This is a genomic window from Streptomyces sp. f51 (assembly GCF_037940415.1).
GTDB lineage: Bacteria > Actinomycetota > Actinomycetes > Streptomycetales > Streptomycetaceae > Streptomyces.
This window is the reverse complement of the sequence record NZ_CP149798.1, coordinates 7548771-7561708: the sequence shown is the minus strand read 5'-3', so window position 1 is coordinate 7561708 and position 12938 is coordinate 7548771. Positions and strand designations below refer to the sequence as shown.

Sequence of the window (12938 nt, the reverse complement as noted above, 5' to 3'; positions counted from 1 at the left end):
TCTGCCGGAGCGTTCGACACCCGTTCATCCCCCGACGCACGCCCTGAACGACGAAGGAAGCGACCGAAATGCCGGAGACCGACGCCCTGAAGTGGTGGGAGCCACCGTTCTACCTGCATCCGAAGCAGTTCGGTGCCCGGGAGAGATACCGCCCCACCGTCCCGCCGCACGTCGTGAAGGCACTCGGTCAGGGCGGCCGCGGGCGGGCGAAAGCCGGCAACTCCGGCGCGGGAAAAGGCTCGTGGCGACGGCGATGGGCCGGGACCAGCATCCTCGTCCATGTCCTCGTGGGCCCGGCCGGGTCGGGCAAGACCCTGCTCGCTCTGGACCGGACCAACACCGGCTCCCGCAGCTACTTCGACCCCTACCACTGGAACGAGGGATCGGACGTCCACTTCCTCAACGCCCATGACGAGGCGTCACTCGCGGCAGGCCTCACCGACCTGACCCGCCGCCTCACGGCCAGGGCGGCCGCGAAAGACCGGAGTGCCCCGCCGTACGGGCAACGCACCCCGGAAGACCGGGCGTTGAGCGCCCTGATGCGGAGCCCGAAGAACTGGGTGCTGCTGCTGGACGGGCTGGACGACCCACGGATGGTCGCCCGGGCCTGGTCACCCACCGGTCTGCTCCGTCGCCATCTCCGCCGGGCATCCCGGAACGGTTTCGGTCGGATCATCGTGACCTCGCGCCTCGACGACCGCGCGGCATGGCCCTCGTGGATCACCGTGACCCCGGTCGGCCCGCTGCCCACCCCACCCGCGGGCGAGCAGCTACGACGCCTCAGTGGGGCAACCGCCGGGACGTCGGAGGAGGCCGACCACCTGGCGGGCCGACTCGGCGGCCATCCCCTGACCCTGCGCATCGCCGGAAACCACCTCCATACCAGCTCGACGCCGAAGACGGTCCTGGATGCCTGCGCCTACCGCGACTACGAGGCCCTGCTGGACTCCTGTGCGGCACGACGCGGGGTGCCGAGCCCCGGTACACCGCAGTTGGAGACGCTCGCGGCGGTGTCCGAACTGGCCCTCGACCTGGCCGCCCGGCGCGGGATGCCGGAAACCCGCCCGATCCTGCGGCTGCTCAGCTGGTTCGCCGCTGCGTCCATCCCGGGTGAACTGTTCGTTCCCGAGGAACTGGACCGCCTGATCCCCGGCCTTTCCGGCGAGCATCCCGACGGCGATCTCGCGCCCTCGTTCACCGACGGCGAGCTGTACGTGACCGTCCGGACGCTCCGAGACCTGGGCCTGCTGCACACCTTCGGACCCGACCGTGAAATCGACGAGCGGGACCGCTACCTCGCCCTCGATCCCGCGGTGGCGCAGACCCAGCGCGACGCCCTGGCCACAGAGCCTGCCCAAGCAGCGGTGTTCCGGGCGGCGGCGGTCGAACTGCTGCACCTCCGGGCGGTGTCCGCCACGTCCGACCGGTCGCAGGCGTGGTGGTGGCCCGTCCTGCTGCCGCACGTGCAGGCCCTCGGCCGCCAACTGCCCACCATGGACCGCGCGTCCGCCGAGCGCCTGAGGGACACCGCCGACAGGGTCGCGGACGGCCTGCGCCACAACGGGCAGAAGCCGGCCGCGGATCTGCTCCGATCGTCCGTCGAGGGCCTGGGCGCCGAATGAGCCTGCACGCCAGGCACCGGCACCGGCCGACGGGGACTACTCGGGGAGCGGTGCGAGCTCCGGCAGGGGACCGAGATGCTGGCCGACACGCTCGCGCAGGAGGAGGTACTCCTCCCAGCGGCGGGGCAGCGGCCCCGGCGGGCGTTCGACGACGCGCGCTGCGGTGACGATCTGTCCATGCCGGAACTGCTCGCGCGTCAGGTCGAGTTCAACGCCGCTGGGCAGCTGATTCCACCAGTGGAAGCCGTGCTGGTCCCCGTCGGCGTGGACCTCGCCCACCATGAGGTCGCCGCCGAAGATGTCGTTGACGACCAGGGCCGTGATGTCGCAGTGGCCCCACGCAGGGTTGTCGGACTGCCATCCGGCGCGAGCGAGGTCGTCCGGAGAGCAGGTGTCCGCAGCCCAACTCGCGCGCAGGGCCTTGTCGAGGGCGAGCAGGTTCCAAGGAATCATGCCGGCAGCATCGCAGCCGCCACTGACACCTGCGGCGGCGGAGCGACCTCTCCTCGCGTCCTCGGTCAGTGCATGGCAAGCACCCACAGGAAGCCGGCCAGCGCTCGCACCAGGTGTTCCGTCTCCTCGATCTGCTCCGTCAGTGCGACCGGTACGTGGGACAGCTCCCAGGAGGCACGGTCCGAGGGCTCGTGCGACTCCTCCGCCTCCCACAGTCGTCCGATCTCCTCGGTGCTTGCCTTGAGCCGGGCGCACGCGTCGGCTGCGGAGCCGAGGACCTTCACCAGCGGGCCCGCGTCGTCCCGCCTCGCCTCCTCCGGCCGGGCGCCGGACAGGGTGCCGGCCGCGCCGGACAGTGCGGTGGTCACAGCGGCCAGCCGCACTGCCCGCTCCAGCCAACTCGGCGCCGGGTGACCGGAAATGGCTGGCGAGGCGAGCGATCGTTCCAGGTCTTGACCGAGGCGTGCGCCGACGGACCGCTCCCGATCGGTGGGCCGCCAAGTCCCCGACTCCCGTGTCTCGTCCGCCCGCCCCATGGCCTGGCGGACCCGCGCGAGCGCCGCCGGCCAGTCGCCGAGATCCCAGTCCGGCGTGGCCAGCAACTCCCGTACGCGGTAGCCGAGTGTCAGCCGCACCCCGGCGGGCCGCGGCCGCGGGAGGTCTGCCTCGGCATGAGCCTGTAGTACGTAACTGATCCCGGCCACCGATGCCGCGCTGCCGACGCCGATCCCGGTCCTGCGGGCCGCATCGGGTACGGGCCCCGCGTCCAACGGTTCGGCTCCCTGGGCGCAGTAGCTCATCGCGTTGGCCAGAACGACCTCGTCGACCAGAATCCCCGCGTCGTGGGCCGCCCTCCAGAACAGCAGACCGAGCGTGTTGTGTCTGCCGCTCCCCCACGGCCACTTCACCCGCATCCCGGAATTCCCTGAGAACCGCGGGGACACCCCGGGCCCCAGGCCACCGTCGTGCTCGTCGTACCAGGCGACCAGCAGGCGCGCCTGGTGCCCGGCGCGCTCCCACGCCCCGCAGCCGTAGGCGCCCTGATGCTCCCGCTCCCACCCGTCCCTGTCCACGGCGCGAACCGTACCGGGCCGGGCGGTGCGGGTCGTCCAGGAGGTCACCGCGGGGAAGCGGCACGCGCGCGTTGAGTGGTCGTTAAGGGAGTGTTGATCCCTTCTTCCTAGCATTCCTGACGCATGGATCACCGATCAACAGCGAGATGGAGTAGGCGTGTTGTTCCGTACGCGAGGCAAGGGCAAGATTTCTTCCTTATCGACCGGGGCCGGCAAGCCCCGGAGGCGGACCGCGGTCATGGCCGGGGTGCTCGTGGGCGTGTCCGTGGTGGCGCTGGGGACGGCTTCCGCGGCATCGCAGGACTCGGGGAAGCCGACGAAGGCCGCCGCGCAGGCAGCTCCGTCGGCCGACTCGGCACGTGAGCACTGGCAGCCGCCGAGGAACCGGACCGCCGATATCGAGGACCCGAGGCCGGGCCAGATCAACACCGACTACCTGATCAGCGAGGTGTCGCCGACGCAGTACCGGGGCTGGTGGTACCAGTCCCACCTCAACGGCGTCAGCGTCACCTGGGTGGCGCCCTCGGGGCGGGATCCGTACAACGGCTCGGACTGGATCGAGATCGTGGACAGCAACGGCAGGCGTGTCGCCTGGGACTGGGCCTGCGGCAACACCAACTGCGGTGCGTACGGCTCGACCCTGATCAACGCGAACCTGACGAAGGGCGCGGAGTACAAGGCCCGCTACTACAGCGACGCGGGCCGGGTCACCAGGGGCACGCTCCAGGCCGAGTTCGAGTTCTGGGTCTGAGATGGGGAGCTCGGAAGCGATGACGCGAAGGACGGAACCGGCCGAACGGGTCGAACACGGGCCGGTGCGACGGCGGTTGGTCAGCGCGGCCGTGGTCGTCTCGGTGCTCGCGGGCACGCTGGGCGCCGGAGGGTCGGTCACCTACGGCGCGACCGACCGGACCGGACAGGACCGGAGCGCCCCAGAGCAGTACCAGGCACAGGCACAGCCGGCGGTGACGGAGGACGAGGATTTCGCCGACCTCTACACCCGCACGATCGCGAACATCCGCAACGCGATGCTGGGAGAGCAGAGCGTCCGACGGCCCGGTGCCGGGCACCTGATCCAGAATCCCGACCCCGGGGCCTTCCAGTCGATCAACATCGGCCGGTTCACGGAGGACGAGTTCATCCTGGGCCGCATGGTCCGAGGAGTCTTCCGCCGGTCCGACAACTATCTGCTCGGGTTCTACGTGGAGAGCCTGGACGCCAGCCGCCGGGTGTTCTACACGTTCACCGAGCAGGTGAACGGCCGGGCCAGGGACATGGTCCCGCGGAACGTGTACCCGGGCGTCCGCAGGGAGCACTTCGGCTGGGGGGTGACCTACCGGGGTCTGCCCGCGACCACCATCAGCCGGAGCACCCTGCGGAACGCGGTGCACGACATCTATCACCACGACCCGAACACGAGCACCCACACGCTGGAGGCCGGGGTCCAGGTGCTGGCCGTGGCCCTGGCCGAAGGCGCGAGGTTCCAGGCGATTCCGGCGTACGTCGCCCAGCACATCCGGGGCAGGGAAGCCTGGGTCGTGGGCGGCCACGCGGACGAGATCAGGAACTGGGACCAGCGCTCCCAGGTCGTCCTTCAGGCACGTGCCGCCGACCCGAGCGGCAATGGCGAGGTGTGGCAGCAGCGCCGTGAGTACGCCTGGAACGGGGCCCGCGTGCTGCTGACCGCGCTGGACCTGGCCCGTCGGCTCTATCTGATCAAGCCGCCGGCCAGAAGGCCCTGACGCAGGGAGCGGCCGTCGCCGTGCTCCACCTCGTGGCGGAGGTGGAGCAACTCCCCCAGGGGCCGAACGTTGCTGGACGGCCCGGGAAAAACGGGCAGAAGGTCCTCGAGGTTCGGGACTATATCGCATCAAATGGGGCAGATAGGACGGATAGCCTCGACTGTATGCCCATGACGATGCCCGCCACCATTGCCGCGTCCGCAGATCTGGCCGTAAAGAAGTCCCGGCTGGTTCGCTCACCTGCCCGTTACCTGGTCTCCGCGATGCTCGCCGGCATCTACATCGGTGTCGGCGAGGTCCTGCTGCTCACCGTCGCGGGGCCGCTCGACGCGGAGCATTCGGGTGCCGTCAAGCTCGTCGAGGGCATGGTGTTCCCCGTAGCTCTGACCATGGTGATGTTCGCTGGTGCCGATCTGTTCACCAGCCAGTGCATGACCATGACGTTCGGCGCGCTCAGCCGCCGAACCAACTGGATGGACATGGCGCGGGTCTGGGTGATGTCCCTGCTCGGCAACCTCGCGGGGGCCGTGTTCTTCGCGTTGATCATAGGCGCGGCCGGGACCGTCAAGACCGGGCCCTCCTCCGCCCTGCTGGGCAGTCTGCTGGCCGCGAAGCAAGCGGAGACGGGAGGACAGCTCTTCGCCCGGGCCGTGCTCTGCAACATGCTGGTCTGCCTGGCCGTGTGGATGTTCACCCGCACGTCCGGCGACGGGGCCAAGGCCTTCATGATCTGGATTCCGGTGTTCGCCTTCGTCTCCAGCGGCTTCGAGCACAGCGTCGCCAACATGGCACTGTTCTCGCTCGGTATAGTCAGCGGCCAGGCAGGCGTCGGCGACCTCGCCCACAACCTCGCCTTCACCGTCCCGGGCAACATCGTGGGGGGAGCGGTGCTGGTGGCCGGGGCGTACTGGTTCACGAACCGCGGCACTTCCAAGCCCGTCGACGTCCCCGCCGAGCCGTCGCTCCCCGCGGCTGACACCGCCCCGCGGACCCTTACGACCGTCTGAGCTTGGCACCCGGCCGGGGTCGAGGCTGGACAGATGCCGGACGACTCACGTGTCCCGGCAGTCAGCGTGCGTGACAGCTCTCAACCGCTGGAGGAAGCGCGCTCAAGTCATCATTCCGGGCGCGGTCCCGCTTGGCCCATCGCGGTGACGAGGGTGGAGGAGACGTGGGCCAGGGCAGGGTCTGCGGCGAGGAAGAACGTCTCCACTCCGGCCAGTTCGTGGTTCATGCGGGCCATCGGCATCTCGTAGTCCAGGTCGCGAACACCGCGAACTCCCCGCACGACGACGTCGATTCCGGCTCGGCGGCAGTAGTCGACCAGCAGGCCGCCGGTGTGGGAGTCGACGGTGACGTTGCTCAAGCCGGTTGCCGCCACACGGAGTCGGTCCAGTCGTTCCTCGACGGGGAAGCGGCCGGTCTTGTTCGGATTGAACATCACGCACACGACGACCTCGTCGAACAGGACGGCAGCGCGCCGGAGTACGTCCTGATGCCCTGGAGTGACCGGGTCGAAGGATCCTGGAAAGAGGGCTCGCATGATCGGGAAGACTAGCAGCGTCGTTCGTCACAAAACGATCTTGGACACCCTCGTTCTCCTCTCCGCAGGCACCCCTTGGATCACACCACCGGGAGGAACCAGTGTCGTACCCGCAACCACTTACCCCCGAGGAAAAACTCTCCGCCGCGAAGAAGCTGTTGAGCCTCCCGCGCATCGTCGCGATCTGCGGCTCCACCCGCTTCATGGCCGAGATGAACGAGGCCGACGTGCGCGAGACCAAAGCCGGAGTGATTGTCGTGAAACCGGGCTGCGACATGAAGGCGCCGCACGACCTATGGTCCGACCCCGTCGAGGCCGAGGCGCTGAAGGTACAACTCGACGATCTGCACCGGGCGAAGATCCGGCTCGCTGATGAGGTGCTCGTAGTCGGCGACTACATCGGAGACAGCACCCGAGCCGAGATCGCCTACGCCCGGTCGCTGGGCAAGCCCGTGCGGTTCACGCACCCCGAGGTCACCCCTGACGCCTGATCGCGCGCTGCCACATCGACAACCAGGGTCGACAGCCCGCCACCCGACCGTCTCGCGGTGGCTTCGGCCGCCGCCCACCCCATACCTTCCGCAGGCATCCCTTGGAATTGATCATCAAGTGGGGCGTTCTGAAGTCGAACCCGTGATGGCGGCGACGGTACCCCTGTAACCGTCGCCGCCATCGCGGGGAGGCCGCTCGCTCGGCGTCAGTGGACCGGTTCGAGGTCGTCGGCGCTCAGGTGGGCCGCGAGGAAGCGGGCGGCGCGGTCGAGTGCGGCGTCCGCCTCGTCGAGGCGGCCGTAGTGGTGCTGGAACACGTGAGGGAGGCCGGGGCCGACTTCGAGCGTGACCTCGACGCCGTCGGCACCCGCGCGGCCGGCCAGTCGGACCGCGTCGTCGAGGAGTACCTCGTTCGCGCCGACCTGCACGAGGAGTGGGGGCAGTCCGGTGAGGTCCGCGAACACCGGGCTGGCCAGGAGATGCGCCCGGTCGCCCGAACCGATGTAGAGATCGGCGCACGCGCGCACGTCGGCCGCCGTGAAGATGGGATCGGCGCCTTCCTTGGAACGGATGCTCTCCCCGGCGAGGGTGAGGTCGACCCAGGGGGAGAAGACGACCACGGCGGCCGGCTGCGGCAGCCCGGCCTCCCGGGCGGCAAGCAGCGTGGCGATGGTCAAGCCGGCTCCGGCGGAGTCACCGGCCACCACCAGGTCCCGTGGGTCGGTGCCCGCCCCCAGCAGGTCGCGGTAGGCCGCGAGCCCGTCGTCGACAGCCGCGGGGAACTGGTGCTCGGGCGCCAGCCGGTAGTCCACCGACGTCGCGCGCAGCCCGGCGCGGCGGGCCAGTTCACCGACCAGCCCCGCGTGGGTGTCCGGTGAGCCGACGACGTAGCCGCCGCCGTGCAGGTAGAGCAGCCGGCCGCGGCCGGAGGCTCCGGCCGGCTCCAGCTCCAGGGCCGGCCGCCCGCCCAGGACGGTCCTGCGGGTGGCCACGTCCTCCGGCGCGGGGCGGGTGAGGGCCGCGGCGAAACCGTTGCGCTGCTCCTCGGGAGTGGGCGGCGTCTCGCTGCGAGGGGCGGAGCGGAGCAGGGCGTCCAGGGCTTCGCGCTGCTGTCGGGACATGTGGGCCTCCATGGGTCGGGATGCGAGGATGGATTCCTGGGAATCCACCTGCCCGCCTCAACCGGATTCCAAGGAATATGATTCCCTGGAATCTACTGGAAGGCCAATGTGAGCCACATCACTCCCCTCTTCATCGATCTGGTCCGCGTCGAGACCCGGCTCTACAACGCGGTGAGCGCCCGGCTGCGTGCCGAACAAGGGCTGGGGCTGGGACAGTTCGAGTTCTTGGAGATCATCGACCGCGTGCCCGAGTGCCGCGTGCTCGACATCGTCGGCGAAGTGGCGATCACCGTGGGGGCCGTCAGCAAGGCGGTCGACCGGCTGGTGGCCGCGGGCTGGTGCGTCCGGGTCGCCCACCCCCAGGACCGTCGCTCGTCCGTCCTCCGCCTCACACCCGAGGGTGAGGAGCGGTTGTCCGCATCCCGCCCCATCGTCGAGAGTGAGCTCACCTCACTGACCGGGGCGGTTCCCCCCGACGCCCTGGCCCGCATCGGCTCAACCCTGGCCGGTCTCCGCGCAACCCTGGAGGCGGGCCCCCACGGCCGTGCTGAATGACGGGACATGACCCCCACAAACGAACTTCAGCAGGCGGCGGACAGCCGGGACTTGGCGCTGTTGCGGATACGGCGGGTGCGGCCGTTCTCGGCCAGAACTTCCAGGGCCGACACGGCTGAGGACTTCTCGGCGGTGCGGAGCTGTAGCCAGTTGGAGGCCGCGAGCAGGTTCGCGACCTCCCACGGCTCGTTCAAGGTCATCGCCCGCAGCAGAGTCCACTCGCCGAGGCGCCGCGTGGCGAAGTCGTCCGATGCGACAAGGCCGGTCATTTCCGAGCGCCAGGAGGGATAGCCCGGGTCCGTGAGCAGTTCAGCGGCTCGCCTGTCGAGGTATTCACAGACGGCACTGTTCGCCATCGTTCTGGCGGGATCGGCGAGTACTCGGGCGATGAGGGTGGCTGCATCCGCGGGGAACACCTCGTGGAACGCCCTCCGGTAGCGGGCGAACCGCACGTGTTCGTCCGGATCCCAGTCCGGATCGTCCGCCGGCACCGCTCCGCTCGACGACACCATGGTTCCCTCTCAACTCCTTCGGATGGAAGCCTCGATTGCGGCCCGCTGGGCTGGGGTAACGGCTTCGCCGGGGCTCGGTCTGCCCCGCAGCACATCTCAGTCGAGATACGCGTACTGATCGATGTCCAGCGACGCTCCGGCCCGGGCCGGCCAGGCCAGTAGGGCGTTATTCCTCCCCACCCGGATGGCCTTGAAGCCGTGGGCATCCTAGGGGCCAGCGGGATCGACGGGCGGGACAAGGACCTCGAACGGAGGCAGTGGAGGCGCGTCAAGAGTCCCTCCCTCGATGCGCCGCACGCGATAAACCCGGCGACGCCGGCGACCGTCCCCGGGATACTGGCCGCCCATGGACGAGGTCGAAGTTGTTGTCGCCCATTCCGAGCGTGCGACGCTGCGCGTCGGTGACGTGTTCCTGAAGGTGGACGCCGATCAGGCGCGCGTCGACGTCGAGGTGGAGGCGATGTCCCTCGCGCCGGTCCCGACCCCCGAAGTTCTGTGGCGCAAGCCGCCCGTGCTCGCGATCGCCGCAGTCCCGGGGACGACGCTCGGGCGCCTCGGCGGACCGGTGACCGGGTCACCGTCGGCGTGGGCCGCGGCGGGCGCGGCCATCCGGAAGCTGCACGACGCGCCGCTGCCGCCCCGGCTCGGCCGGGCAGGGCGGAGCGTCGTCGCGCTGACGGCGGAACTCGACGCCGAGTGCGAGCTGCTGGTGACGCACGGCCTCCTGCCCGCCGACCTGGTCACCCGCAACCGCCGGATCGCCGAGGCCGCGCTGCGGCCGTGGGCTCCGGCGTTCACCCACGGCGACCTACAGATCGCGCACGTCTTCCTCGACGGCGACGAGGTCACCGGCATCATCGACTGGTCCGAGGCGGGCCGGGGCGATGCCCTGTACGACCTCGCCACCTTCACGCTCGGGCACGAGGAGCACCTCGACGACCTCATCGCCGGCTACGGCGCCGACGTCGACCTCGACGTGATCCTCGCGTGGTGGTCGTTGCGAAGCCTGCTGGTGGTTCGCTGGCTGATCGAGCACGGCTTCGACGCCTTCGCGCCGGGCTGTGAGGTCGACGTGCTGCGATCCCGGATGTGAGGCCGCGCGGGCCCGCCCGGCTGCTACGCAAGCACTCTCACGTATCGACCGGCATTGGGCCTTCGGCCAGCCGCATACGCTGTGAGCTTGAAGCCCGCGCCGGCCGACGGATCAGCGGTAGTCCTCCGGGTGACCCTGCATCCACGTATTGATCTTGTCCCGCGTTCCGGTGAGCGGCTTCTGGTGCTTCTTGAGGTTCTCGAAGGATCTGTCGCCGCCCAGTTCGGTCCGGAGATCCGCGATCCACGCGAGGGGTTCCTTGAAATGTCCAGGGCCCTGGGGATCCGCCTTCATCGCGCCGTCCAGGCGGCTGAGTTCATCGAGGACCCGCCCGAGGAAGTACTCGCAGTTCCCCGGGGTGGTGCACCCGTCGTTGTAGGTGGCCTGAAGCCCGGCGAACGCATCGCGGACCTTCTCGACTCCCGGTGCCGGCGCCGCCGTGCTCGGGGTGGGGGGCTCCTCGGTCGCGGAGGCCGATGCCGCGGCGCGGATGTTCCGGGCCGTTGATTCCGGAGCGCTCGACGTCGTGCCGGGGCTGCCAGAACAGGAGAGCAGTCCTGAGGCCAGGGTCACAAGGAGGGTGGAGGCACCGAGAGCGTGCCGTGCGCGCATATTGATCATGCCGCGTACGACTCCGTAGGGGGCTCACTGGTTGCGCTGGATTTCGGACTGGGTGGGCATTCTGCTGTCGGTCCTGGCGGTACGCGCCCGACGGCGCCGGGCCGGGAGGCTAGCGCGCCATGTTCGAAATGCCTGACGCCGCTCCGACGTCATCGGCGGACACCGGCGAAGTGGACGCCGAACTCGCCGGACCGTTGACGAGCCCCGGGCCCGCGGCCAGGAGTACGAGGGGCAGCACGAACGCCCCGTACCTCCAGTCGCCCTGGACGAAGGACAGCAGCCAGCAACCGGCCGTCGCCGCCGCGAAGCCGGCCGCGATCACCGGTCCGATTCCCAGCCGTTGGATCACCCGGCCCGCGATCACCCCGCCGCCGGTGTCGGAGAGCGCGATGAGCACGCACGAGGCGATGAACAGGGCAACCCCATGGCGGTCCCGCCGAGTGCCCGCAGGGCACCGTACGCGCTGGAGCGGTCGCAGGTGTTCCACCATGCGGAACGATCTTGCTCGTATGGTGGACGGCTGGTTACGGTCGCCGCATGAGTGAACTTGTGGATGTCTCGCCGTTCGCGCAGGTTGAAGAGCTGAACGGCCTGCCGGGGCACGTGGTCCTGGCGGACGTGAGGTGGTATCTGGATGGCCGATCCGGGCGGGCGGCGTACGAGGAGGGACATCTGCCGGGTGCGGTGTTCGTGGACCTCGACCGCTGGCTGACGGGGCCCGCGACACCGGAGGGCGGACGGAATCCGTTGCCGTCACCGGAGCTGTTCAGCGAGGGCATGCGGGCGTTGGGCATCCACGACGACGACATCGTCGTGGCCTACGACGACCAAGGCGGAGTCATCGCGGCCCGGCTGGTGTGGATGCTGCGGAGCACCGGTCGTCGCGCGGCGGTCCTCGACGGCGGACTCGCCGCCTATCTCCAGGCACACCCCGGCTCCCTGACCGTGGGGGAACCGGCGCCCACCGAGGCCGACTTCTCCGTACGCGCCTGGCCCGCGGAGGCCCTGGCGGCGGCCGACCAAGTGGTGGGACCTGACGTCCTGGCGGTCGACGCCCGCAACCGTGACCGGTTCGCAGGCGAGCAGGATCCGGTCGACCCGCGCCCCGGCCACGTTCCGGGGGCGGTGAACGTCCCCTGCCGGGAGAACCTGGACGGCCAGGGACGCCTCCTGCCCGAGCAGCGGATCCGCGACAACTTCGCCGCCGCGGGAGTGGACCAGGACTCCTCGCCGAAGGTCGTGTCGTACTGCGGCTCGGGCGTGACGGCCTGTCACAACCTCCTGGCTCTCGAGCACGTGGGTCTGCGTCCCGGCCGGCTCTTCGTCGGGGGATGGTCCGCCTACAGCCGTGACGAGTCCCGCCCCGTGGAGACCGGACTCGCTCGCTGACGGCTCCGTCCGGAGTCCTGTGGATCCCGGGCCGACCGTGTGAACTCGGTGCGCCGGAAGCCTTCGAGTGGCTCACGAAGGCTTCCGGTGCTGCCGGCCCGGTCGAGGCCGACGGACGCTCTGCTTCGAACCTCGCGGGTCAGTCGGCGAGTTCGAATCGCTCCGCGATCTGCTCGATGAGCGGCAGGTGCTCCGCCCAGCTGGCGCTGCCCATACCGAGTACGAAGGCGGCGTTTCCGCGCACGGCGAAGTACTCCCGCGTCCGGCGTGCGACCTTCCCGTCGCCGTCGCGGGTGACGAAGTCGAGTGCCACTCCCGACCGCCCGGCGAACCGGGTCTCCGTGCGTGTGAAGTCCGCGAAGCCGTGGGCCGCGAGCTTCTCCTGAGCCTTGTCCGCCACCTGCGCCGCGGTCAGCCCTCCGGCCGGCATCTTGAAGACGATCAGCATCCGGCCCGCGCCTCCGGTGGCCCGCAGGATCTCCGGCCCGTTCGCCGGAACGGGCGGCAGCGCCTCCCAGTCCGTCGGCACATGGAGGACCACCCCGTACGGGATGATCTCGAACGGCTTCCAGGCGGTGCTGCTGACATCGGACATGCGACGACCTTCCAGGGGCGGGGGTGCTCGGCCGCCCCAGGTGATACCGGTCACCGGCCGCGATGCGAACCTCGCGTCCCGTCGTCTTCCCGGTATCTGTGGAAGGGGAAGTCGGACGAGCACGGAGC

16 protein-coding genes are annotated in these 12938 nt (G+C 69.9%); 8 read left to right on the top strand and 8 right to left on the bottom strand.

All coding sequences use genetic code 11. From position 1 onward, the window contains the following. Positions 1-68 precede the first annotated feature (68 nt). Positions 69-1622 carry a hypothetical protein gene (locus WJM95_RS32940; protein WP_339134426.1) on the top strand — a complete coding sequence of 518 codons (1554 nt, stop codon included), beginning with the start codon at positions 69-71 and terminating at the stop codon, positions 1620-1622. Between the two features lie 36 nt (positions 1623-1658). Here the strand turns inward: WJM95_RS32940 and WJM95_RS32935 are convergent, their stop codons facing one another. Further along, on the bottom strand, positions 1659-2075 hold the full coding sequence (locus WJM95_RS32935) for a hypothetical protein (RefSeq protein ID WP_339134424.1): 417 nt from the start codon (positions 2073-2075) through the stop codon (positions 1659-1661). 65 nt (positions 2076-2140) lie between these two features. After that, positions 2141-3148 carry a hypothetical protein gene (locus tag WJM95_RS32930; protein WP_339134422.1) on the bottom strand — a complete coding sequence of 336 codons (1008 nt, stop codon included), beginning with the start codon at positions 3146-3148 and terminating at the stop codon, positions 2141-2143. Positions 3149-3386: 238 nt separating this feature from the next. Here WJM95_RS32930 and WJM95_RS32925 point away from each other — a divergent pair, with 238 nt between their 5' ends. From WJM95_RS32925 to WJM95_RS32915, 3 genes are all read left to right on the top strand, one after another. Beyond that, positions 3387-3899: a hypothetical protein gene (locus WJM95_RS32925; RefSeq protein ID WP_339134420.1), complete on the top strand. Its 513-nt coding sequence runs from the start codon at positions 3387-3389 to the stop codon at positions 3897-3899. 19 nt (positions 3900-3918) lie between these two features. Beyond that, positions 3919-4890, top strand: coding sequence for a ribosome-inactivating family protein (locus WJM95_RS32920; RefSeq protein ID WP_339134418.1), 972 nt, complete (start codon positions 3919-3921; stop codon positions 4888-4890). Positions 4891-5054: 164 nt separating this feature from the next. Continuing rightward, a complete protein-coding gene (locus tag WJM95_RS32915) occupies positions 5055-5897 on the top strand; it encodes a formate/nitrite transporter family protein (protein ID WP_339134416.1) in 843 nt (280 codons plus the stop codon). A gap of 110 nt (positions 5898-6007) precedes the next feature. Here WJM95_RS32915 and coaD read toward each other — a convergent pair whose 3' ends face one another. After that, on the bottom strand, positions 6008-6433 hold the full coding sequence (gene coaD, locus WJM95_RS32910) for a pantetheine-phosphate adenylyltransferase (protein ID WP_339134414.1): 426 nt from the start codon (positions 6431-6433) through the stop codon (positions 6008-6010). A 101-nt stretch (positions 6434-6534) separates the two neighbouring features. Here coaD and WJM95_RS32905 point away from each other — a divergent pair, with 101 nt between their 5' ends. Continuing rightward, entirely contained in the window at positions 6535-6924 is a 390-nt protein-coding gene (locus WJM95_RS32905; protein ID WP_339134412.1) for a hypothetical protein, read from the top strand. Positions 6925-7130: 206 nt separating this feature from the next. Here the strand turns inward: WJM95_RS32905 and WJM95_RS32900 are convergent, their stop codons facing one another. Continuing rightward, complete coding sequence (locus WJM95_RS32900; protein WP_339134410.1) at positions 7131-8045, bottom strand: alpha/beta hydrolase; 915 nt, start codon at positions 8043-8045, stop codon at positions 7131-7133. Between the two features lie 108 nt (positions 8046-8153). Here WJM95_RS32900 and WJM95_RS32895 point away from each other — a divergent pair, with 108 nt between their 5' ends. Next, positions 8154-8600 (top strand): MarR family winged helix-turn-helix transcriptional regulator, encoded by a 447-nt coding sequence (locus WJM95_RS32895; protein WP_339134408.1) that lies wholly within the window; start codon positions 8154-8156, stop codon positions 8598-8600. A gap of 26 nt (positions 8601-8626) precedes the next feature. Here WJM95_RS32895 and WJM95_RS32890 read toward each other — a convergent pair whose 3' ends face one another. Next, positions 8627-9112 carry a hypothetical protein gene (locus WJM95_RS32890; protein ID WP_339134406.1) on the bottom strand — a complete coding sequence of 162 codons (486 nt, stop codon included), beginning with the start codon at positions 9110-9112 and terminating at the stop codon, positions 8627-8629. Positions 9113-9458: 346 nt separating this feature from the next. On the opposite strand from WJM95_RS32890, the gene WJM95_RS32885 reads away from it, so the two are divergent. Beyond that, positions 9459-10205: a phosphotransferase gene (locus WJM95_RS32885; protein WP_339134404.1), complete on the top strand. Its 747-nt coding sequence runs from the start codon at positions 9459-9461 to the stop codon at positions 10203-10205. 111 nt (positions 10206-10316) lie between these two features. Here WJM95_RS32885 and WJM95_RS32880 read toward each other — a convergent pair whose 3' ends face one another. Beyond that, positions 10317-10826: a hypothetical protein gene (locus WJM95_RS32880; protein ID WP_339134402.1), complete on the bottom strand. Its 510-nt coding sequence runs from the start codon at positions 10824-10826 to the stop codon at positions 10317-10319. Between the two features lie 109 nt (positions 10827-10935). After that, the gene (locus WJM95_RS32875; RefSeq protein ID WP_339134400.1) at positions 10936-11316 is read right to left on the bottom strand and encodes a hypothetical protein; all 381 of its coding nucleotides are present in this window, start codon (positions 11314-11316) and stop codon (positions 10936-10938) included. A gap of 47 nt (positions 11317-11363) precedes the next feature. Here WJM95_RS32875 and WJM95_RS32870 point away from each other — a divergent pair, with 47 nt between their 5' ends. After that, positions 11364-12215, top strand: a complete 852-nt coding sequence (locus tag WJM95_RS32870; protein WP_339134398.1) for a sulfurtransferase — start codon at positions 11364-11366, stop codon at positions 12213-12215. 139 nt (positions 12216-12354) lie between these two features. Here WJM95_RS32870 and WJM95_RS32865 read toward each other — a convergent pair whose 3' ends face one another. Beyond that, positions 12355-12810 carry a hypothetical protein gene (locus tag WJM95_RS32865; protein WP_339134396.1) on the bottom strand — a complete coding sequence of 152 codons (456 nt, stop codon included), beginning with the start codon at positions 12808-12810 and terminating at the stop codon, positions 12355-12357. Positions 12811-12938: the final 128 nt, after the last annotated feature.